The organism is Candidatus Saccharibacteria bacterium (assembly GCA_016700375.1).
Classification (GTDB): Bacteria; Patescibacteriota; Saccharimonadia; order Saccharimonadales; family UBA4665; genus JAGXIT01.
In genome coordinates this window covers 1-22,317 of sequence record CP065016.1, presented here as the reverse complement: position 1 = coordinate 22,317, position 22,317 = coordinate 1, and the positions used below count along the sequence as shown (strand labels likewise).

21 protein-coding genes are annotated in these 22,317 nt (G+C 50.0%); 10 read left to right on the top strand and 11 right to left on the bottom strand.

Features of this window, described 5'->3' with window-relative positions:
* The gene (locus IPP75_00105; GenBank protein QQS69543.1) at nt 1–1,032 is read right to left on the bottom strand and encodes a hypothetical protein; all 1,032 of its coding nucleotides are present in this window, start codon (nt 1,030–1,032) and stop codon (nt 1–3) included.
* 63 nt (nt 1,033–1,095) lie between these two features.
* Between IPP75_00105 and IPP75_00100 the strand changes: the two genes are divergently transcribed.
* Nucleotides 1,096–2,772: a cation:proton antiporter gene (locus IPP75_00100; GenBank protein QQS69542.1), complete on the top strand. Its 1,677-nt coding sequence runs from the start codon at nt 1,096–1,098 to the stop codon at nt 2,770–2,772.
* 3 nt (nt 2,773–2,775) lie between these two features.
* Here the strand turns inward: IPP75_00100 and IPP75_00095 are convergent, their stop codons facing one another.
* The gene (locus IPP75_00095; GenBank protein ID QQS69541.1) at nt 2,776–3,261 is read right to left on the bottom strand and encodes a hypothetical protein; all 486 of its coding nucleotides are present in this window, start codon (nt 3,259–3,261) and stop codon (nt 2,776–2,778) included.
* A 185-nt stretch (nt 3,262–3,446) separates the two neighbouring features.
* Between IPP75_00095 and IPP75_00090 the strand changes: the two genes are divergently transcribed.
* Nucleotides 3,447–4,133, top strand: coding sequence for a queuosine precursor transporter (locus IPP75_00090; protein ID QQS69540.1), 687 nt, complete (start codon nt 3,447–3,449; stop codon nt 4,131–4,133).
* 435 nt (nt 4,134–4,568) lie between these two features.
* On the opposite strand, the gene tgt is transcribed toward IPP75_00090, so the two are convergent.
* From tgt to IPP75_00075, 3 genes are read right to left on the bottom strand one after another with little or no spacing between them, the layout of a single operon-like run.
* A complete protein-coding gene (tgt, locus tag IPP75_00085) occupies nt 4,569–5,801 on the bottom strand; it encodes a tRNA guanosine(34) transglycosylase Tgt (protein ID QQS69539.1) in 1,233 nt (410 codons plus the stop codon).
* A 5-nt stretch (nt 5,802–5,806) separates the two neighbouring features.
* Nucleotides 5,807–6,886 (bottom strand): DUF475 domain-containing protein, encoded by a 1,080-nt coding sequence (locus IPP75_00080; protein ID QQS69538.1) that lies wholly within the window; start codon nt 6,884–6,886, stop codon nt 5,807–5,809.
* Between the two features lie 46 nt (nt 6,887–6,932).
* On the bottom strand, nt 6,933–7,859 hold the full coding sequence (locus IPP75_00075) for a magnesium transporter CorA family protein (GenBank protein ID QQS69537.1): 927 nt from the start codon (nt 7,857–7,859) through the stop codon (nt 6,933–6,935).
* A 158-nt stretch (nt 7,860–8,017) separates the two neighbouring features.
* On the opposite strand from IPP75_00075, the gene IPP75_00070 reads away from it, so the two are divergent.
* A complete protein-coding gene (locus tag IPP75_00070; protein ID QQS69536.1) occupies nt 8,018–8,884 on the top strand; it encodes a DUF922 domain-containing protein in 867 nt (288 codons plus the stop codon).
* A gap of 33 nt (nt 8,885–8,917) precedes the next feature.
* Complete coding sequence (locus IPP75_00065; GenBank protein QQS69535.1) at nt 8,918–9,634, top strand: hypothetical protein; 717 nt, start codon at nt 8,918–8,920, stop codon at nt 9,632–9,634.
* Here IPP75_00065 and typA read toward each other — a convergent pair whose 3' ends face one another.
* From typA to IPP75_00045, 4 genes are all read right to left on the bottom strand, one after another.
* On the bottom strand, nt 9,635–11,464 hold the full coding sequence (gene typA / locus IPP75_00060) for a translational GTPase TypA (protein QQS69534.1): 1,830 nt from the start codon (nt 11,462–11,464) through the stop codon (nt 9,635–9,637).
* 209 nt (nt 11,465–11,673) lie between these two features.
* Nucleotides 11,674–12,168 carry a hypothetical protein gene (locus IPP75_00055; GenBank protein ID QQS69533.1) on the bottom strand — a complete coding sequence of 165 codons (495 nt, stop codon included), beginning with the start codon at nt 12,166–12,168 and terminating at the stop codon, nt 11,674–11,676.
* 257 nt (nt 12,169–12,425) lie between these two features.
* Nucleotides 12,426–13,463: an HlyC/CorC family transporter gene (locus IPP75_00050; protein QQS69532.1), complete on the bottom strand. Its 1,038-nt coding sequence runs from the start codon at nt 13,461–13,463 to the stop codon at nt 12,426–12,428.
* A complete protein-coding gene (locus tag IPP75_00045) occupies nt 13,460–14,809 on the bottom strand; it encodes an HlyC/CorC family transporter (GenBank protein ID QQS70126.1) in 1,350 nt (449 codons plus the stop codon). The genes IPP75_00050 and IPP75_00045 overlap by 4 nt, the downstream gene beginning before the upstream one ends.
* 348 nt (nt 14,810–15,157) lie before the next feature.
* Between IPP75_00045 and IPP75_00040 the strand changes: the two genes are divergently transcribed.
* The 3 genes from IPP75_00040 (at nt 15,158) to IPP75_00030 (ending at nt 17,844) form a co-directional block, all read left to right on the top strand.
* On the top strand, nt 15,158–15,877 hold the full coding sequence (locus IPP75_00040; GenBank protein ID QQS69531.1) for a LysM peptidoglycan-binding domain-containing protein: 720 nt from the start codon (nt 15,158–15,160) through the stop codon (nt 15,875–15,877).
* Nucleotides 15,878–16,034: 157 nt separating this feature from the next.
* Nucleotides 16,035–16,196: a hypothetical protein gene (locus IPP75_00035; protein QQS69530.1), complete on the top strand. Its 162-nt coding sequence runs from the start codon at nt 16,035–16,037 to the stop codon at nt 16,194–16,196.
* A gap of 463 nt (nt 16,197–16,659) precedes the next feature.
* Nucleotides 16,660–17,844 (top strand): replication-associated recombination protein A, encoded by a 1,185-nt coding sequence (locus tag IPP75_00030; protein QQS69529.1) that lies wholly within the window; start codon nt 16,660–16,662, stop codon nt 17,842–17,844.
* A 50-nt stretch (nt 17,845–17,894) separates the two neighbouring features.
* Here IPP75_00030 and maf read toward each other — a convergent pair whose 3' ends face one another.
* Nucleotides 17,895–18,458, bottom strand: a complete 564-nt coding sequence (gene maf / locus IPP75_00025) for a septum formation protein Maf (GenBank protein ID QQS69528.1) — start codon at nt 18,456–18,458, stop codon at nt 17,895–17,897.
* Between the two features lie 22 nt (nt 18,459–18,480).
* On the opposite strand from maf, the gene IPP75_00020 reads away from it, so the two are divergent.
* From IPP75_00020 to IPP75_00010, 3 genes are all read left to right on the top strand, one after another.
* Complete coding sequence (locus IPP75_00020) at nt 18,481–19,401, top strand: ABC transporter ATP-binding protein (protein ID QQS69527.1); 921 nt, start codon at nt 18,481–18,483, stop codon at nt 19,399–19,401.
* 145 nt (nt 19,402–19,546) lie between these two features.
* Nucleotides 19,547–20,353, top strand: a complete 807-nt coding sequence (locus tag IPP75_00015) for an ABC transporter permease subunit (GenBank protein QQS69526.1) — start codon at nt 19,547–19,549, stop codon at nt 20,351–20,353.
* Between the two features lie 42 nt (nt 20,354–20,395).
* Nucleotides 20,396–21,334, top strand: a complete 939-nt coding sequence (locus IPP75_00010; GenBank protein QQS69525.1) for a CPBP family intramembrane metalloprotease — start codon at nt 20,396–20,398, stop codon at nt 21,332–21,334.
* 217 nt (nt 21,335–21,551) lie between these two features.
* Here the strand turns inward: IPP75_00010 and IPP75_00005 are convergent, their stop codons facing one another.
* On the bottom strand, nt 21,552–21,707 hold the full coding sequence (locus IPP75_00005; GenBank protein ID QQS69524.1) for a hypothetical protein: 156 nt from the start codon (nt 21,705–21,707) through the stop codon (nt 21,552–21,554).
* Between the last annotated feature and the right edge of the window lie 610 nt (nt 21,708–22,317).

Sequence of the window (22,317 nt, the reverse complement as noted above, 5' to 3'; positions counted from 1 at the left end):
TCAATCTTGGCGGCGAATTTCTTCGGCAATAACGGCGTTTATGACCCCAAGAAGCGCAAGACTAAACAAAAAACCAGGTAAAGCGGCGAACTCAACCCTGCTAAATTCAAAAAACTGCGTAAGCAAAAGGTTTATGAGCGTAGCACGACGAAACCACTCAAAGGCGTGAAGCCTTGAGCCATTCAGCCAAGCCAGCCCAAAAACCACACATACAGCGGAGACTGCCGTTGTGGCAGCTTGGCCAACTACAAGGCTGTGCCCGTAACTTGCCTTCCCTGCAAAAAATTCCTGAACATCGCTGACATTTGCATAAATCGCACCGACCACGGCAGCCACAAACACAAGGGTCTCTAGCACAAAAAACCATCGAATTAGTCCAGAAGAAGTGCGCTGCTGCCAAAGTTTTGTGTAACCGAACGCAAAACGACGGCGCATTCGCTGGTATAATCCCCGTTTTCGGCGGTCCGTAACAGGCAGGCTTTTCAAAAGCTGTAATAGTTTTTTCGTCAGCACCGACTGTTGGTTTGCGCGCAGGAGCAACTGCCTCGTGTTAGCTCGCTCGTGAATATCCATATCCTGATGCACCGCTTCTTCGAGCTGCCGCAGGGCATTTAGCTGGTATTCTTCACTGGTTAGTTTTTGCTCACGTGTTAAGAAGGAGATAGCAAGGTAAAGCGCAACAAAAATTGCGTATATTATGCCGACAGCAGGGCGGAAAAAGTAGTTGTTGTCGCGCGTAATGAGTTTGCCTATTTCATCTATGAATACACCAAACCCAACACCGCCCACAACCGCTACAACACGCTGGACCGCCTTACCTAGAAACGCAAAGTTGAGTACAAAAGCAATTAGCATAAGTACGCCACCCCACAACATATGCGCCACATGATACTTTGTGCCCCCAACGGAAGGATATCCCATGACGTGCAAATAAAATCGGAGCAGGAGTATACTGCTGACAGCCGAAACCAGAAACAATTCAAAGAGGCCGCGGGAATCGCTGTTCCGTATAAAAATTCTTGCCTGCGTCATACACGTAGTATACCGAACAATCTCAGTTGCGCGATGCATCAGCGTCATGACACAATATACATAATGGAATCATCGATATTTTTGCAACTTGCAGCCGTGCTCGCCGTGGCAGCTGGCGTTTCGATTGTGATGCGCTTGCTACGGCAGCCCCTTATTATTGGCTACATACTCTCGGGCATTGTTTGCGGGCCAGCCGCACTCGACCTCATTCAAAACCGCGAGGCATTTGATTCGTTTAGTCAAATTGGTATTGCCCTGCTGCTTTTCATTGTCGGTCTGGGCCTGAACGTTGGGGTCATAAAAAATACCGGCAAGCCTGTGTTTTTGGTTTTTCTACTAAACACACTGCTGGTTGGCGGCCTCACTTACGGCGTCGGTAATCTGCTCGATTTGCCACGGTCTGAGTCGGTGGTGTTGGCCGTTGCCATGCTGTTTAGTAGCACCATTGTGGTCGTAAAAAATCTGGTAGACAAACGGGAACAGCACCGTTTGTATGGACAAGTTGCCATAGGTATACTGCTCGTCGAAGACTTAGCCGCCACCATTGCACTCGTGTTTCTGGCAACCGCAAAAGACGGCGGTGGCACCGACCAGCTCTACGGGCTCGTGGGCAAAGGCTTGCTCCTCGGTGGCACACTCACATTCATAGGCTGGTTTGTCATGGATAAACTGGCAAAGTTTTTTGCAGCAAACCAAGAGTTCCTTTTTACCTTTGCGTTGGCCTGGGCATTTAGTGTTGCCGCGGTGTTTGATGTAAGTGGTTTCTCACTGGAAGTCGGTGCTTTGTTTGCGGGCGTGTCTCTGGCTTCACTGCCGTATGCACAAGAGATTAGTACCCGGCTAAAGCCGCTACGAGACTTCTTTTTGGTGCTCTTTTTCATAAGCCTGGGCAGCACCATGACGCCCGGCGGTATGTCTGATGCGTTTGTGCCCGCGCTGCTGCTTTCGGCCATAGCACTGTTTGTAAAGCCCTTTAGCGTGTCTACCGGTATGGGGCTGCTTGGGTTCACCAAACAAACCGGGTTTAAGACTGCGGCGCACCTTTCGCAAGTGAGCGAATTTTCCATCATTGTCCTTACGCTGGCTGTGAGCGAACAAATGGCAAGCGCTCGCATGCTCAATGCCCTCACTCTTACGGCGCTTATAACCATTGCCGCCTCGAGCTATCTTATGAAGTATAACGACCAACTTTACCGCATTTTTGCAAAATGGCTCACGCCATTTGAACGGCCAAACGCCTACGCCGACCACGGCAAAGCACCCGACTATAAGCTATTCCTTTTCGGCTACCGCAAAGGCGGGCACGAGTTCGTGAACACCTTTCGTGATATGAAGAAAAAGTACATTGTGGTGGACTACAACCCCGATGTTATAGAAACACTCGAACGGCAGCACATTCACCATGTGTACGGCGACGCAACCGATTACGAACTACTAGAAGAAATTGGTCTTGCCAAAGCAGAGATGGTAGTGAGCATACTACCAGGACACACTACCAACCGCGAGCTCCTAAAATACTACCTCAGCAAAAACGAAAACGGCATATTCATTTGCCATGCCACCAGCTATGACCGGGCGGCAGAGTTATACGAACATGGCGCTTCGTACGTCATGCTACCTCACTACATAGGTAGCGAGAAAATGAGTGCCTTCATCCGCCAGCACGGCAACGACAAAACTGCCTTCGACACCTACCGTAAAAAACACATCATCACCCTCGGCAAAGCCGCAATTACCTAGGAATTACTCCCAATAGTCCACAGCGTCTGTCATGATAATTGCGTTGCGTACAACGGCAAGTCTACCAGCCCATCTTTCAACAACAAAATGCCGCGCATCGCCTCCTTTTATTTCAGCGACTGCCTTAGGTACCACGACGTCGATAAATCCATTTGCAAGTGCGAGCGTACCGTCTGTCAGACGCACGCCTTTTGATAATGCATAGGCACGCATAAAGCCACCCGTTGCCCTATCAAATCTTACCCCGATATCATCACCGGGCGCATCTGCATCTACGGGATTCAAGCTTGCTATAACACTTTCCGCCAAATTATGAATTGACTGAGCTTGGCCATCATCGTCTGCTGGTACTGTCGCTTCTAAATCAAGAGCGTTATAATCATCCCAAGCCAAGTTCCAATCCCCCAAATCCATTCCGCCCCTGCTGGAGAGTGTCCGAGCAGTAAACTCCTCAAGTTGGCTAAGATGTGCTTCTACAGAATAAGGCATATTATCTCCTTGTGATTATTCTAGATTATTATACAATGTTTAATATATTTGTGAAGACTTTATTTATGGGTTATTTACAACTATACTTCCCCTAAATACGAAAGCTCGTGGGGCTAATTAACCGGCCGAGCGGGGATGTGGCACTCAGTATAGAACAATAATCCACTAGAAGGAGTTTTTGCTGCATGCCCAAAACGAAAAATTACCGGTACTACGACCTCGCAGTCGCCGCGAGCGTGGCAACACTCATTATTTCCAACCTCGGCGCTATGAAGCTGATTGCCGTAGGACCAATTATTGCCGACGGTGGCGCACTACTATTCCCACTCGCCTACATATTGGGTGATGTTATGACCGAAGTGTACGGCTACAAACACACCCGCCGCGCAATATGGGTTAGTTTTTTCTGGCTAGTCCTTATGATAGCCGTCTTAACGGCCGTACAAGCCCTACCCTCCGTTGCAGGCGCGCCAAATGTAGCCGAGTTCAACACGGTCTTTGGGTTTGTGCCCCGTATAGTGGCCGCCAGTCTGGTCGCGTACCTGGTGGGCGAATTTGTAAATTCATTCGTTTTAGCAAAAATGAAAGTTCGTAGTGGTGGCAAAAAACTCTGGCAACGCCTTGTGGCATCGACGCTACTGGGTGAAGCTATAGACACAACCATTTTCTGTATGGTGGCATTTTACGGACTTATTACCAGCAGCCAGATGGTCAACTACATTCTGGTGGGAATTGTGTTCAAGGTAACCGTAGAAACGCTAATGCTCCCCGTAACCTACCGTGTAATAGCCTGGCTAAAAAGCCGTGAACACGAAGACCACTACGACAAAAAGACTAACTTCACCCCCCTCAGCGTTAGCCTCGACGATTAGCGTTCGCAACAACCAACGTTCAACAACCGAGTTATCAACAAACTATCAATAATCAACACCCAACAAAAGCGGCCGCAGGCCTCTATAAAGTCGTCGCGTGAGCGACATAAATTGTACTGGCCATGCGGAAGGTCCTGGCTCAGGTGTTGTCGTGTTTGACAACTTCCGACAGGTGGCGCGACTTGTTTGAGGAAGTGTACTATTGCCGGTGGCAATAGTACACTGACGAGTTGTTGCGTCAGTTGTCAAAACGAGCAACAGCTGACCAAGAACGGGAGCTTTGGCCGAGGTTTCTCGCTTCCTCTTTTACGGCAAAAGAGGAAGTCGGCTGGCAGGCCGAGAACTGCCATGCATGAGTTAAGGTTTAGCGAGGCTATAAGTATAAGACATAGTGGACACAGAGGGTATTGAAAGTGCATGGATCCTGAAACGAGTTCAGGATGACGGAGGGTGTGGGTGGTAGTACCGGGCGAGCCAAGCGTCACGAAACTCGTAAAACGTGCCGCCCTCTATGCTGGCACGCATCTGGTCGACTAACCCAACAATAAAATATTCGTTGTGTATAGACATGAGTGTATTTGCCAGTAGTTCTTTGGCTCGAAACAGATGCTGCACATACGCCCGGGTGAAATTCTGGCAGGGGTAACAGAGGCAGCCCTCTAGCAACGGGGTGAAATCGCGCTGATATTTGGCGCCGCGAATGTTCTTGCGACCCTCTTGGGTATAAAACGCGCCGTTACGTCCAACGCGCGTGGGCGACACGCAGTCAAACGTGTCTATGCCGTGCTCCACCGCCGCAAACATATCGTCTGGTTCGCTTATGCCGAGCATGTGTTTTGGCCGGTCTTCGGGCAAAATTTCGTTGCACCACTGCACAATATCACCCAGACGCTGTTTTTCAATTGCGCCACCTATGCCATAGCCGTCAAACTCGCGCTCGGCCATCCACTGCGCCGTTTCACGCCGTAAATCTTCGTAGTTTGCCCCCTGCAACACACCAAATACTGCCTGATATGGACGGTCTGGGTGTAACTTTCGAAGGCGCTGCATTTCTTTCAAGCTCCGTGCTGCCCATGGTTGGGTACGTGTGCGCATAGATTCTTCCTGATACTCACGCGTGTCCATTAGTGACGTTAGTTCGTCAAACGCAAAGCACATATCCGCCCCTATGCCGTGCTGTATTTGCATAGAATGTTCGGGTGTAAAACGGTGCATAGAACCGTCGAGGTATGACTTAAAGTTCACGCCGTCATCATCTACCCACGCCTGTCGTTCTTTACGCGGCGCAATTACGTCATCGGCCGAAACACCCTCAACTTCCATGCTAAGGGTTTTTTTGAAACCACTACCAAGTGATAGTACTTGAAACCCGCCGCTATCGGTGAATGTGGGACCGTCCCAGTGCGTAAACTTTGCCAGCCCGCCGGCTTGCTCAATCAGCTCCGGGCCGGGTTGTAGGTACAAATGATAGGCGTTTGCTAGCATTGCTTGGGCGCCAGTACCGCGCACCTGTTCTGGCGTCATGGACTTTACACTGGCCTTGGTACCAACAACTACAAACGCTGGGGTCTTTATGTCTCCATGCGGCGTATGGATAATGCCGCTCCGAGCCAAAGTGCCATGAAGACGCTGCCTAACTTCGAAGTAGAATGGACGCTTCACACTCATGGGAGCTATCCGCGAACTCGTGCCGGTTTGTTGACCGCCTCACCCGTTTCTAGTTTTTTGCGTACCCGTATAGAAGCAGCTATGGAAGCACCTATAATGCCTATGCCGGCCAGCCCCGGTATGAGTTCCGGTATATGAAACAGCGCGCTAAAAAGCATAATAAGCGCCAGTACAAACACCGTATAGTGTGCGCCGTGCTCAAGATAAATAAAGTTCTTAAGCGTGCCGCGTCGTACCATAAACACCGTCATAGAACGTACCCATATAGCGCCTATGCCAAGTCCGGCCGCAATAAGCACCACATTGCTTGTAATGGCAAATGCTCCAATAACGCCATCAAAGCTAAAGCTCGCGTCGAGAATCTCAAGATATATAAAGCTCATAAACGCTGCAAGACCAACCTGTTTTGTGGCCGATTTTTTGGCATCAACGCCCTGATATTTTTCTATCCAGCGAATAGCACCATGTATAAGCAGGTATGTGAGCGTACCGAACCCACCAGCCATAAATGTCGTCTTGGCATGAGAGTTAATGGGTAGCGAGGCAACTGAAAATAGCATTATGGTTGTAACTACAGACGGCCACGCCCAGTGAGACAGTTTTTTAAGGTGCTTTTCGATATGCTTAATCCACATGGTGTGCCGCTCATCACTAAAGAAGAAATGAAACGCAAGCATAAGCAGGAACGCTCCACCAAAGGCCGATATAGTTGGGTGCGCCTCTTCAAGATGATGTGCATACTCTTTGGGGTTATTGAGGGCTAGGTCAAGCACTGTCTTCCAGCCAAGGTCTGCGGTAATGGACACAATGAGTATAGGGAACACTACGCGCATACCAAATATGGCAATAAATATACCGACGGTTAGGAAGATGAGCTGCCAGAAATTACTCATACGCTCAAGTACCTTGGCATTGATGATAGCGTTGTCGAAGCTGAAGGTAAGCTCAACTATCATAAGGATGATGGTGACAAACAACGCACTCCAGCCAAGGCCGATGGTTACGCCAATGAGTGTTGCCAGCGTAGCAAATATAGAAAATCCAAATATACGAAAAACAGACTGCGGGTGAAAAAGATGTTTCATGCTCGGTCTAGTATAGCAAACGACTTCCGCGTGCACTAGCCGAGAACTACAGCCATTTGTTTTTGCGAAATAGCAGCACGGCCAGTGCCGACAGGCCGAGCACTATCGCAAGCACAAACGCAAACGCATACTGGTTGTCGGCAAACGGCACTGCCACATTCATCCCCCACAGTCCACCTACTATAGTCGGAATGGTTAGAAATATGGCAATAGAGGTAAGTCGCTTAAACGTCGCGTTCAGGTTTGTCGTAGCAATCGCATCGTAGGCCTGGCGCATGTTCACGAGCGTGCGCAGTCTCCCCTGTACCTGACCAATCAGCTCGCCAGTGCTGCGTTCTATGTCTTCTATCATATCGCGGTCATCTTCGTACAGCCGCAGATACTTGCCCCCCAGCAGCGAATTGAATAGAAGCGACTGGGGCTGTAGGGCCGAAAGAAACTCGTTGAGGTCTTCTTCAAGCTCAATAATACGCACGAATTCCTTTGCGCTCAAACGCGACTGTCGAAGTTCGGCCCGTAGTTGCAACACCCGACGCGCCACTTTCGTAAGGTGCTTTTCATACGATTTGTTTATTTCGTCGAGCATCCAAAGCACGGTTTTTGTCTTTTGTGTCGTCACAAACTCTAGTTGGTCATGCACCAACCGGTCGAGCAGTGTCGTTTCTATACGTGAAACGGTGAAAATATAGTCATTGGTATAAACAATCAGCAGTGGCTCAGTTGCAATTTCTGCTCCCTCGGGGTGGCAATAGCGCGTAAAGAGGTAGACAGCCCCTTGGTATGTCTCAATACGCGGCGCTTCATATATATCTATGGCGTCCTCAAGCGTGTCCCGATCCAATCCGTACGTTTCACTCAGCATGTCGAGGTCTTTTTCTGACGGACTCGTCACAGCAATCCAAGACCCAGCACGAGGCGTGTCGAGTTTTTGCAGTGCTCTTTCGCGTGCGCGGCTGTAGTAAATCTGTACCATGCAGAACATTCCCTGAGCTTTTTCGCTCGTTTAGCGTCTATTACCGTAAGTGTAACACACTGGTTTCATAAATGAAACCATAATATTGCTTTTTTTGTGTTTTTTTGCTATAATATACTTTACTCGCGGATTGACCACGGGTAAAGGAGTTTTTGGGAGTGATTTTGAGAGGTAAAAAACGCGTTTCAGACGCGTCCTATATAGGTACGAAGCCAGCGTTCCAGAAACGCTACTCCGGTGTCGCCTACTTATTCTGCCTCTTTATGCTCGTATACGGCAACCTCTTCCGAGTGACCGGGCAGCTTTTTCCGAACGCTAGCGTAACGCCAATAGCCTACGCTACAAACGAATCCGCGCCCTCGACACCCCAGCCCCCTACATCCCCTCAAACCCTTAGCACCCAAGTGGCCGCTGGCGCACCCAACCAGCCAACGGTGGTTGCGACCATGGAAAAGCCAAAAAGCTGCACGAGTGCTGGCTACACCCTGCCGAATGCACTCAGCCTCACGTCGACCGCCACAGGCCTAACCAATGTCATTGACCCGCCCACGCACTATGAAGTATATGGTAGTAGCCTTTCCGCACTCCGCACCGCTGTGCTGAACTGCCCTGCGCGGCGTGCCGCCGGGTCGTATCACGCCCTCACCGCTTACCAGCTTAATTGGGCATACACGCCTGTGGCTACAAATGGCGTTTGCCGTCTAGAAAATGTCCGGGTCGGCCTACATGTTAATCAGTTTATGCCAATGTTTTCACCCGGGAGCACTACGCCACCATCGGTGACTTCCACTTGGGATGCGTATAGCCATGCACTCAAAACCCACGAAGACGGTCACACCGCTCTGGATATAGAGTACGCCACCAGGCTCGCTACAGCGCTCCAAAACACAGGCAACATGGACTGCGCCACACTAACACGCCAAACTCAAAGCATTATAGACAGCCACGTTACCATGCTCAACACGGCAAATGAACTCTACGACTCACAAACTAACCACGGCGCCACCCAGGGCGCGGTATTGTAAATGCGATTAACATCAATACGTGAGTCTTTACACATGTCAGCCGATGGAGAAAATCCATGGAATCAATACGGTGTAAGCGACTTTGGAGATAATGGCGGGCTGTTAGCCATAAACCCAGTTTACGAAGAACAGTTGTTAGGCAGTATTGATATATTGCTGGCAGACCCAAAGGAGACAGCGGATTCATCTTGTCGGGTCGGAAGCGGTTATGCCGGGGTGGTCAGCCGAATTAACCTAGATGGCTTTGAGATTGCGCAAAAAAGGGCTATTCGCGCTACCGACATGGATGGGCTCGTAGGAATTTCTGCGACGAGAGCACTGGTCTCACTTTCACACGGACTAAATGAATTGTGCAGGCAGGGTACGAATGCATTTACAACAGATGTTCCAAGAGAGAAAAAATACATTTTTCTACCCCCAAAACCCCTATTAGTATTCAAGCCTAGCCGCCCCGAATATGAGATATACATAAGAACCACTATGCTGAGTGCCTACATTGATAAACCAAGTCTTAAGGATGACCAGATGCCACCCCCTAATGAAACAGAAGCATTGATGGTTCGTGCGTTGCGTGCAAGTGGGCTTATCGATACAAGTGAAATCGAACCGGACATCTTCTACGTTGATAAGTTTTCGGGCAAAGTGAGATTACGTCCAGGCAATCTCCTAGTCAGCGAAGAAGATTCGTCTTCGATAGCCTTGGTTCCCATAGACCCGATTGCGATGGGACCACTAAATTTTGATAGATAATCAATATTTATTATTTCGTTTGCGTTTGTTGGGGTCGAGTTCGCGTTTGCGGAGACGCAAGTTCTCAGGGGTCACTTCCAGCAGCTCGTCATTTTCGATGAAGTCAAGGCACTGCTCTAGGCTATAGATAGTTGGTGGCGTTAGCTGTACTACGCCGTCACTGCTTTTACTGCGCATGTTGGTAAGGTGTTTGGCTTTGCAGATGTTTATTTCCATATCTTCGCGTTTGTTAGCAAGGCCGATGATTTGCCCGGCGTACACCTGAGCAGCCGGACCAACGAATAACGCGCCGCGCGCTTCGGCCGTCTCGAGGCTATACGGCATAGTCGTACCCGTTTCGAAGGCAATGAGCACGCCATTTCGCAGCTGTTCGAGTGCCTGACCAACCGGCGCATAGCCGGTGACTAGCGTGTTCATAACTATAGTGCCCTTGGTATTTGTGAGCAGAATGTTGCGCATACCGAGCAGCGCGCGAGTCGGCATTTCGTATATAAGCTTAGTAACGCCCTTGGGGCTCGCAAATTGTTCTTTTAGCGTCGCGCGGCGCTGGCCAAGCTCCATTTGCACAGTGCCGACATGCTCAGCTGGCACTTCGATGATAACTTCCTCCACCGGTTCAACTTCTACGCCGTTTTCGACGTGCGTTACAACCTGTGGACGTCCAACCTCAAACTCGTACCCTTCACGGCGCATGGTTTCTATAAGCACACCCAGGTGCAGTTCGCCGCGCCCAGCCACCGTAAAGCCAATTCCATCATCGCTCACCTGCAAACCAACGTTTGTTTCTAGTTCTTTTTGCAAGCGTTCGCTAATTTGGCGCGATGTGTTGAACTCGCCTTCTTTGCCCTTAAACGGACTGGTGTTCGGACCAAGGTATATACGGAGTGTCGGCGCCTCAACTTCTATGGTTGGCAGCGCTTCGGGCTGCAGTGCGTCGGCAATGGTCTCGCCTATTTGCGCACCGGCAATGCCGGTAAGCTGCACAATGTCTCCGGCCACACCCTCGGGCACTTCGTATTTGCTGATACCCTGGCTCATAAAAACCAGCTCAACTTTAGCTTTCGTAGTCGTGCCATCTTTTTTGCAGAGCGCCACTTGGTCACCAGCCTTCACTCTGCCGCGCGTAATCCGGCCTATGGCGTACTTTCCCTTAAAGTTGTCCCACGCCAGTGCCGTCACCAGCATTTGGAACGGCTTGTCGACTTCAACTGTTGGTGCCGGGATTTTCTCAATAACCGCGTCGAACAATGGGGTTAAATCGGCCTCTGTCGTCGCGTCATCCGGGACGGAAACCCAAGCTTTGCCCTCTCGGCCAATGGCGTAGTACACCGGGTAGTGAAGCTGGTCTTCATGAACGGCGAGCTCTAAAAACAAATCAGCTAGCTCATCCTCTACCTCAGCAATGCGCGAACCGGGTTTATCAATTTTGTTAATCACCACAATAGGCTTAAGTTCCGCCTCAAGTGCCCGTTCCAGAACAAATTTGGTCTGCGGCATAGGACCTTCCTGTGCATCGACAATCAGCAGGCAGCCATCGGCCATGTTCAGCGTGCGCTCCACCTCGCCCGAAAAGTCGGCGTGACCAGGCGTATCGACAATGTTTATACGGTAGTCACCGTGCTGCACCGCCGTCACTTTTGCCGTAATGGTAATGCCCCGCTCGCGCTCTTGATCCCCGCTGTCCATGATGAGCTCTTGGCTCATTTCGGCTTGGTTTTCACGAAAGGTATGGCTCTGTTTCAGCAGCCCATCAACTAACGTCGTTTTCCCATGGTCAACGTGCGCAATAATCGCGATATTCCTAATTTTTGATGGGTCCTGAGTGCTCATGTTGTGCTCCGAACGGGAAGAGCAGCCCGACAAAAAGTTACGTCTTTTTGACGGCGCGATGAGAAACCTGCCTGCAGGTGTCTCATACACTCAACGTGCGCAATGATAGCAATATTTCGGATTTTACTCGGGTCTTGTTTCATAAAATAAAGCGCCCCTGAGGACGCCTCCTTGTTGTCCACTATCATACCATAGTGTCGTTTATGAAGCTATAGTCTCGGGGTCTCGACTTCACTGAGTTCCCATATTTTGTTCATACGTTTTCCGAATTGTCGAGGCGTCATTTTCATTCCGCAGACAAGCTTTGGCTGGGTGATACCCAACCACTCTAAGAATCTGGGGCGCCTCTTGTAGGTTGGCCCTTGACACCCAAGCTTTCCCAGCTCGCCCAATGCCTTCAAAGCTCTATAACGTACACCTGCCATAGTGATTTGTTGATTGGATGTTCCAATGTTGCCGTTCAGTAATTCTATTGCGGCAGATTCGGCTGCGAGGAGATGATTAGCACCTGCATCTAATGGATCGGTGGCATCAGTATTGTTTAATACATATGTGAATGTATCTTCCTCTAAAGTCTCCATACCATTCCTGACTGCGTCCGCGTACCATTGCTTCGGGCAGGGAGATAACGGACAATCCGCACAACTGATAGTCAGATTAACCGGTGCCTGTTGCGCTGGTTGTATTTCTTTGCTATTGCTCATTCTTCGTTTGATTGTACGACTATGTTATTAATAATCCAATAGTATTGTCGGTACTATACTACTGCATGAAGGGTAGGTCAGCTATCTTCAATATTCAATAGGTATACATAGAGACTATCGAGGTACTCTACTAAAAACAAGTATAGTAGAAGATGGTGGTCCGCGTATACGTCAACTCCTGCCTTTGCTGCATCAGACCATGTCTGCTTCCACGAGATCCAATTCTCCCTAATGACCCAAGCTAAAATGTATGCTGCTTATTTCCTAGTTTCGTCGCGAATGGTGCCGATGAGCTCCTCTAGCACGTCTTCGAGCATGGCCGCTCCCGTTACAACCCCGTGGCCGTTGACCACCTGTGCTACGTGTGACCCAGACTGCTGCATACTAAGCAGCGCGCTGCGCAAGCTTGTGCCGGGGCGAATCATGCCGAGTGGCCGTATGTGGTTCGGAGCCAGCGGTTCATGGGCTTTTTCGTCTGCAAACTGCAGCACATCTTTTATGTGCAAATACCCGCGCAGTGAGCCCTTTTTGCCCGGAACCAGAAATCGTGAAAAACCGGTACTAGCGCAGAGATTTTCTATTTCTGCTGGAGTCGGATGCGCAGAAGTAACAATGAGCTGGTTGAGTGGTATGATAACCCGCTTCACGCTATGGTCTTCAAGATCAAGGGTGTTCGATAGCAGGGACTCTTCCTCACGGCTAAGCAGCCCTTCGCGGTGAGATTCTTTGACAAACCCAGCCACTTCGTCACGACTAAAGCTGCTCCGGATTTCATCACTTGGGTGGATGCCCATTGCGCGCACGATAGCATTTGCCAAGGCGTTTAGTGTCACCACCACCGGACGAGTCATCTTCACAAATAAGTGTAGGGGCGGAACCAAAATGAGTGCTGCTTTCGTGGATGTAGCAAGCGATATATTTTTCGGTATCATCTCGCCAATAACAACGTGTAAATACACCATTAGCGATAGCGCAACCGCAAATGCTATAGGGTGATTCCATGCCGCCGACACTCCCAAAGCATGGAGAGGCTCATCTAGCAGATGCGCAATAAGCGGTTCGCCGGCAGCACCGAGCACCAGGCTACAAACAGTTACGCCTAACTGAGCACCTGCAAGCATAAGCGACACACGCTCCATGGCGTGCAGCGTAACTTTTGCGGTACGCGAACCGGCCAACGCTGCAAGCTCAATATTGCTCCGACGGGCAGAAACAAGTGCAAACTCTGCTCCCACAAAAAAAGCATTGCCCAGTAACATCATGATGGTAATAAAAAGCCCCATTTCTACGCTCATACCGCCCCCTCACTTGTTTCACCAGGGGTACTGAGCAGTAACCGTATACGGTCTATCCGTCGCCCGTCCATACGTTCAACTGTGAGCAGCGCAATCATTTCGTTGCCTTCTCGGTCGACACAGCGCAGTTCCGCCCACTCGCCAACCGCGGGGATTTTCTCTAGATGATGCAGCATCAGCCCACCAATGGTCTCAACTTCTTCTTCCTCGGGCAGAAAAATCCCCAGCTCTTCTCCGACTTCGTCAGGACGCAGCAGCCCCGAAAGCAACCATGTTCCATCGCTCATAAGCCGGATATCGGAGCGTATGCGGTCATGTTCATCGTGCACCTCTCCCACAATTTCTTCGAGCAAATCTTCTATGGTCACAAGGCCGTCCATACCACCAAACTCATCTATAACAATCGCCATCTGGAATCCCCCTGCTCGCAGATTCTCGAGTAACGGCTCAAGCTCTATAGTGGATGGCACCAAAATGGGCGGCCGCATAATAGTACTGAGCGCGGTCTTACGGCGCTCTGCTCTCGCCACCGCCAACGCGTGCTTTATGTGTACAAAACCAACCACATCATCGAGGCTCTGCCCGTATACCGGAAATCGGGATAGCCCTGTGTGCTTGGCAAGCTCAAACACATCACTGACATATGCGTCTTTTGGCAGAGCCTTTACACGAACTCGTGGGGTCATCACATCAAGCGCCGTGAGGTCACCAAAGTTAAGCGAGCGCTCGAGCATAATGGCCGTTTCGCGGGGAATGGTTCCTTTTTCGGCCGAACGGCGTACAAGGGATATTAGTTCGTCGGCCGAGCGAGCAGACGCCAGTTCCTCCTGCGGCTCTATCCCGATTTTACGCAAAAACGCGTTAGCACTACCATTCAGCACACGAATTGGCCACTGCATAACAGAGGTAAAAAACAGCAGTGGCCCCTGCACTCGCTTAGCAGTTGCGACAGGCTTTGCGATAGCGAGATTTTTGGGTACCAGCTCACCAAATATCATGGTGAGTGCAGTGGCAAGCAGTAAACCAAGTAGCACCGCAAGTGTTGTGACCAGCTTTCCTGAAATACCCAGAGCTTCTAGCCATGGACGAATCAGCTCCGATATGGCAGGCTCTGCCAAAAACCCTATCAGGAGGTTTGTAATAGTTATACCCACCTGCGCGCTCGAAAGCTGTGTCGAAAGCGTGGTTAGTGCCCGAAGCACTCCCTTAGCCCTTCCGTCGCTTCTAGCGGCCAACCTTTCTACCGTTGTGCGGTTCACCGCTATAAGTGAAAACTCCGCTGCGACAAAGACACCGCACGCGAGTATTAGCAGCAGAGAGGTAAAAAGCAAAACAAATTCTATCATCTCTTGTGTAGCCACAGTATACCACAAACCGCTTTTGCTGTTTACTCTTTGTTTTCATGTTTCTTAGAAACCTTCAAAATATTTAAAAATATATTAGCTATTTGTGTTTATTCATGGTAATTTGTTGTGATAAATATCACACTGTGTTGTAAATAAAGTAACATGTTTTTGGCCTCTGGAAATATTGCATAATAACACTCGTTTTGCTTGACTCCAAAATGCTTATGAACTAGCCTTACTGCCACGTGCCCAAAACTTTTTGGTGGAGTTTTTGACGCGAGCGGTCCTCCCTGGCTCTCAATACTATTCGCCGGGATTGTACTTGGACTGCGCTTAAGGAGGGTATTTATGCGTAACACCGTACGAACAGCGGTCGCACTGGCGACCGTACTCTGTGGTATCACCATGCCACATGCATCAGCTCAAACGCTGGGCTTTCAACAAGATAAAGATTTTGTCAGCACAGTCATGCTGGCCAGGACTGACGACGCAAACGAAGTGAAGCAAACAGAGGAGAAAAAGGCAAATGAAGTGAAGCCTGCTCCCTCCGCCGAACCATCAGCTCCAGCGCCAGTCATGGTAACGGTACAGCCGGGTGATAGCCTCAGCAAGATTGCCGAAGCTCATGGCACCACCTGGACGCGCCTGTTTTTCGCCAACACGGCCATTGCAAATCCAAACGTCATTAATCCCGGCGACCAAGTTCGCGTGCCTAGGGCAGATGAAGTCCTAGCCGAGCGGCCATTGCCTCAACCCGTTGTGGTTGCCACGCCCGTAACAACAAGCTACCGCGCAGCAGCCCCCCGGTCGGCAGCACCAGCTACGAGCTACCCCATTAGCGCCAACGCTGCAAAAGCTTACATATACTCACGTGAAAGCGGCAACAACCCAAATGCTACCAACCCTACAGGCTGCTACGGCCTTGGTCAGGACTGCAACGGTGTGCTTAGAACTTCCTGCGGTGCCGACTATGCCTGTCAAGATGCATACTTCGACGGCTACGCGACACGCCGCTACGGCAGCTGGGAAGCCGCCTACGCATTCTGGCAAGCAAACCACTGGTGGTAAATGACAAAGGAGGGGCTCGCCCCTCCGCTTCATATCCGAAATAAATTCGAATATTCGCTCCACCCCCTAAAGCTCGCCTACCGGCTCGTTAGCTTCCGCTCACTGCTCTTTTCAACACTATTGTAAAAATATTCCCGGAATAAATCCGGGAATATTTTTGATATATCGGCATGCGGCCGGAACGGCCGAAGCAATCGTCGCGGAAGCGATACAACTAGAAATGGCCATGCGTAGCCTCCTGGCTCAGCTGTTGTCAGGTTCTACAACTTCCGACAGGCGGCACGAGTTGTTTGATGCCAGTCAAGCCCTTACGGCTTGACCAAGTAGCGATGTGTTATTCAAACACATCGCGTTCGGAAGACATGTATTGCCGGTGGCAATACATGTCTGACGAGTTCTCATGTCGGTTGTAGAACTGACAGCTGCTGACCGAGAGGTGAAGCCTGTGGCCGAGACTTTTTGCTTACTTTTTCTTCGGCAGAAAAAGTAGGTCGCCCTGTAGGGCGAAACCTGTGTGTTATTTTGACTGAGCAAAGTTGGTCGGTATGGCAGTCCAAGAGCCGCCTTGCGTGAGTTAAGATTTAGTGAGACTGTAGAGCAAGATAGACCCACGGACGTCAGGGAGACGTATGGATGCTGAAATGAATTCAGCATGACAAAATACCAAAAAACATGGATTACCGCCTGCGCGGGAATGACAGGAGCAGGGGGAATGATGGAGAGATTGGCTTAACACTGTGAACTAAGCGCTATGGCCACAGAAAAGAAGTATACTTATATATATGGATGCGAGGCCGTTGGCGGAGAGGATGAGACCGAGTAAGCTCGACGATGTCGTGGGGCAAACTCACTTAGTGGGCGCACAAAAAATCATCCGGCAGATTGTACAGAACAAAGAACCGACCAGCCTCATCCTGTGGGGACCGCCCGGCACGGGTAAAACCACACTCGCGCGGATTATTGCGACCGAAACGGGTGCCGAGTTTGTAGAAATTAGCGCGGTGACGAGTGGCAAGGCAGATGTGGTGAAAGTTATCGACCGCGCGGAGCAAAACCAGCGGCTTGGCATGCAAACAATCTTGTTTGTGGACGAAATACACCGGTTTAACAAAGCGCAACAAGACGCTTTTTTGCCGCACGTAGAGGCCGGAACTATTACGCTCATAGGCGCAACCACCGAAAACCCGAGCTTTGAAGTTATAAACCCCCTGCTTTCCCGTGCCCGCGTACTTGTACTAGAGCCACTGAAACGAAGTGAAATTATGGCCATTTTACAGAGAAGCGCGAAACAAATGAAGTTAAGCGCGAAAGTTTTGCCCAAGAAATCGCTGGAGTTACTAGCCGACTTGAGCGGCGGTGATGCCCGTGTGGCGCTCGGCAACCTAGAGCTTGCTCAGCGGCTTGCGCTCGGCAAAACCATTACGCCAGAACTGGTCGAAACGGCCGCCCAGACAAAATTACCTGGCTACGACAAAAAGGGCGAACAGCACTACAACATCATTAGTGCGTTCATAAAGAGTATGCGCGGCAGCGACCCAACAGCGGCGCTCTACTACATGGCGCGGATGCTTCAGGCAGGCGAAGACCCAAAGTTTATTGCCCGCCGGATGGTGGTCTTTGCCAGCGAAGATATTGGCTTAGCCGCACCTGCCGCGCTCAATTTAGCCGTCTCAACATTCCTAGCAGTTGAACGAATCGGCCTACCCGAAGCCGAAATTAACCTCAGCCACTGCGCCGTGGTACTGGCTAAGTCACCAAAAAGCCGTGAAAGCTACGACGCGTGGGGCAAAGCAAAAGCCGCCGCCACACAGTACCCCGACCTGCCCGTCCCGCTCGGCCTCCGTAACGCCCCAACCAGCCTCATGAAAGACCTCGGTTATGGCCGTAGCGCCAAATGGGAAGCTGGCTACCAGCACCCCGACGGCTTCCTCCCACCGGAGCTCGCCAGCACCGACTTTTTCAAATAGCACATTTTCCCAAATGAAAAAGGATATGCCTTTTATTACTTTTTGAAAAATTATAAAAAGTTCTTGTTAAAGATGTCTTTTAGTAGTGCTGTCGGAAGGCCAAGAATGGTGTCTTCGGAACCTTCGATATGGTCGAGCAGGTCACCAATGTGCTGAATGGCGTAGGCGCCAGCTTTGTCGGTGTAGTCACCGGTGGCAAGATACGCCTCCACGGCCGCTTCATTAAAGGGTTTTAAATACACCCATGCGTTGTCGTAGGTGACATGCTCAACGTTTTCGCTCTTACAAATAACCGCCAGTGACGAAGTAACCTTGTTTGGCGCGCTTGTGATGAGCCGCCACATTCGACGTGCGTCGTTGATGTCTGCAGCCTTGCCAAGTTGCGTTTCGCCCACGGTGACAATGGTATCGCTGCCAATGACGATTGCGTCTGGGAAGCGTTCTGCAACGGAGAGCGCTTTTCCCCGGCCAAGTTCCATAGCAATTTCTTCAACTAGCCGTGTTTCATCAAGGTATTCCTGAAACTCACTCGACACTACCGTAAAATCCCAGCCCATTGCGTTAAGCAATTCCTTCCTTCGTGGCGAGGTACTTGCCAAAATAATCTGTCGCATAGAACGTAGTATACTAAACATAATGAGCGATAGTATTGACATTCAGGAGTTGACCAAGCTATATCAAGGCACAACATCCCCAGCGCTCGATAACCTAACCTTACGGGTTAGTCCAGGTGAAGTGTACGGGTTTCTCGGGGCAAATGGCGCGGGCAAATCCACAACCATTCGGCTGCTGCTGAATTTTATCCAACCCACCAGTGGCACGGCGAGCATAATGGGCTTGGATATAGTGAAAGACACTGTGGCGGTTAAAAAACACGTTGGGTACCTGTCGGGTGAAATTGCGCTATGGCCGCGAGTAACCGGCAATGAGATGTTTTCGTATCTGGGAAAACTGCAATTCCCCGATCAAGCCGGGGACAGGCTCCGGTTAAAAACGGAGTATCTGGCCGAGCTTATTCAGCGGTTTGAAGCCGAGCCAGAAAAGCCAATTGGCGAACTCAGCAAAGGCAACCGCCAAAAAATAGGCATCATTCAAGCGCTTATGCACCAGCCCGACGTCCTCATACTCGACGAACCGACAAGCGGTCTCGACCCACTTATGCAAGAGGTGTTTTACGCGACCATTCGCGAAGCCAGCGCACGCGGAGCGGCCGTATTTGTCAGCAGCCACAACCTAGCTGAAGCCCAGCGGATGTGCGACCGCGTCGGCATAATCAAACATGGTCGGCTCATACATGAGCAATCAGTGAAAAACGATGAAAACCTGGCAACTACAACGTTTCGGGTTGTTCTGGCGCACCCCAAAGATGCCGATAAACTCCGCGCCAACCGGGCGCTCAAATTTATTTCGCACGAGGGTCACACGGTGGTAGTGCAGCCAAAGAAAACCATTGCCGAGGCACTCGCAGTGCTCAGCACCTGCAGCATCACAGCGCTGACGACCGAGCAGCTGAACCTAGAAGACGAATTTTTGGAATACTACGGAGACGGCGCATGAAAAAACGAGAGTTAAGATATAAGAGTTATGAGTTAAGAATGCGTCATGCTGAACTTGTTTCTGCAACAATGCGTCGAGTAAAGCTGCTACTTTCTGCATGGCATGGATCCCGAAACGAGTTCGGGATGACGGGAGCGATTACCGTATGAAAGATGTCATTGTTTGGGAGCTACGCAGGCGTCGAAAAGCTATACTCTGGTGGACTATTGGCAGCGTAGTAATGACTTTTGTCATTTTGGCGCTGTTTCCGTCTATCCGTGATAAGGCTGCGGATATGAATGCCGTGATAAACCAAATGCCAAAGGAGCTGCGTGGCCTGAAAACCGGCGGAGCTGCCCAGATAGACGTGGGCAACCCAGCCCAGTTTCTCAATTCCCAACTATTTTACATAACACTCCCTATGATATGGATTATTCTTGCCATTACTCGAGGCGCGGGTATTCTGGGGCGCGAAGAACAAGAACACACCCTAGAGCTTTTGCTGGCGCGGCCAATTGCCCGCGGCAAGTTACTACTTGGTAAGGCACTTGCACTATGTACCGAACTCGCCATTGTCACCTCAGTCACCTGGTTGGTACTTATTCTATTTGCACCAGTTTTTGAGCTGCACATCGGCATTTGGGCGCTTACGCTCGCCACGTTCTACAATGGAGTATTTTCGCTAAGCTACGGTTTTATAGCGTTTGCCTTGCAAGCCGCAAGCAAACTCACAAAGCGTGCAGCCACGACCATTGCCGTCACGCTTGGGTTTGGCGGCTACATTCTTGCCAGTCTCAGCAGCTTAACCGACTGGCTTAAATGGCCCGTTAAATTCTTGCCGTATCACTACTTTACACCGCTCGATATATTACACGGCAAAACACCACGAGGCTTAGTAATGTATTTATTATTGGTTTTTATGCTGGGCACTATTGTAGCTATGCTTGGTTTCCGCTACCGCGATATTGAATAAAAAGGTTGAAGCATAGAACGTCCTAAGGATATAATGAAGTGTATGGGAAAATCAGATTCAATACTTACAGAGTCATCAAAAAATAAAAAAGCGCCTTTTTCTTGGGTTAATCTGCAGCCAGGTACATGGGGTCTGGGTCGCGCCTTCGTCGGCTTCATTATCGCTATAGTTGGTGCAGTTGTGCCTGGATTTATACTGCAAGCATTTGCTGGCAATAATATGCAAAGTGCCGAGAGTCTCACAAAATTCGTAAACGACAACGCTTATATTGCCTTACCCATGCAATATCTATTTCTATTTGTACTCGGTATTACTGCTATGCGGCTTTGGAGTGGCAAAAAATATCAGCAAACCGAGCTTGGGCTGGTGCGACCAAAACATCGTACAGATTATTTATGGGCGATTGGCGGCGGTATATTGTTTGTATTGATAGCCCAACTCATCGCGCCCCTTTTCCCCGAGGTAAAAGCAGCCAGTCAAAAGGTTGCAGACCAACTTGTTATGGGCGATAACTTCTTGCGTGATTTTATGCTCATGTTTGCAATGGCAGTCGGTGCACCACTTGGCGAAGATATTGTGTACAGAGGTATTATTATGCGAGGGCTCTACGACAAATTTTCACGATTTCGTAGTCTAGCCGGCCGCGTCTTGATGATAGTCATGCCAATTGCCATCTCCGCGGTAGTATTTGCCATGTCTCATGGTGGCGAAGGCCAGAACAAACAAGTGGTTTTCTTAACCATCTTTGGCATAATTGCAAGCCTACTGTATTTTAAAACTGGCTCGTTCTATGTCCCTGTTCTCGCACATAGTGTCTGCAATATGATAAATATCTTTCTTGTTATTGCAGCCGGTTCGCGACCAGCTCCCATACTGTACGTCTTTGCAATCTTAACTCCGTTTATTTCACTCGCCTTACTTGACCTCACACGAAAACTAATTGAACCAAAACTCAAAATAATAGTCGACTCAAAATCATAGTTGAAGGTGTGCCTATCGTATACTGCTTGTAGAGGAATCTACCTGTCGCAAACAATAGTCTACTTACGCCACATTGTGATTTGTTCCCATGGCAAATCTGCTTTGCCAAAATGCCCGTAAGCGCTTGTGGTGCTATGGATCCCCACGGCGAAAGCCGTGGGGATCCATAGCGACCGGTTTGCCTTCTTCGTCGTAATGAATCGTTATTTGGGCTTTCCTACTCTTTATCAGGTGCGATTCGGTCAGCTGTGTCTCCGGCCGATTGGTACAAATGGCTGAGACTATTGAGCTGTGGCAAAACAAGACTATCAAACGCCCAGACGGGCAGATACGCAAATACACCGACAATAACAGCCGTTAGAATAAACCTCATAGCGTTTGATGGTATCACATCGTAGGTTCTAAGAAAATTGCTCATGCTCAATTACACTCCAACCTTGAGCCAAACCTAAAGATTTGCTATACTTTCCCCTGTTCGTTAGGAATTGGCCAAGTGTGAGAGTCGCCTGTGGCGAATCGCAAGGCCGGAAGCCCGGACGAACGAAAGTAAGCCGAGCTGAGGCGGGTGAGATGAGCCTGTGGCTCATTGCAAGGTCGCTCGACAGGTTACAACTCAGTTGTAGCATGTCGACGACGGGACCGCAGAATATGTGGTCACGATAATCCCTCAGCCGACGGATTATCGTGACAAGGCACTGCTCCAGTGCATGTATAAGACCGGAAATTCTGCACTCACGTATAGCCAATAATGTAATGGGGATTGGCCAAGTGGTAAGGCACTGGGTTCTGGTCCCAGGATCGGGGTGAAAGCCGCCTGTGGCGGGTTGCAAGGGAGTCCACTCTTGCAAACTGGTTTGCAAAGATGTGGCGACGGGGTCGCCGAAGGTGACTCGATTCAAACCCCCTCGTACGTTATAATAGTGAACGCCAATCATTGGGGATTGGCCAAGTGGTAAGGCACTGGGTTCTGGTCCCAGGATCGG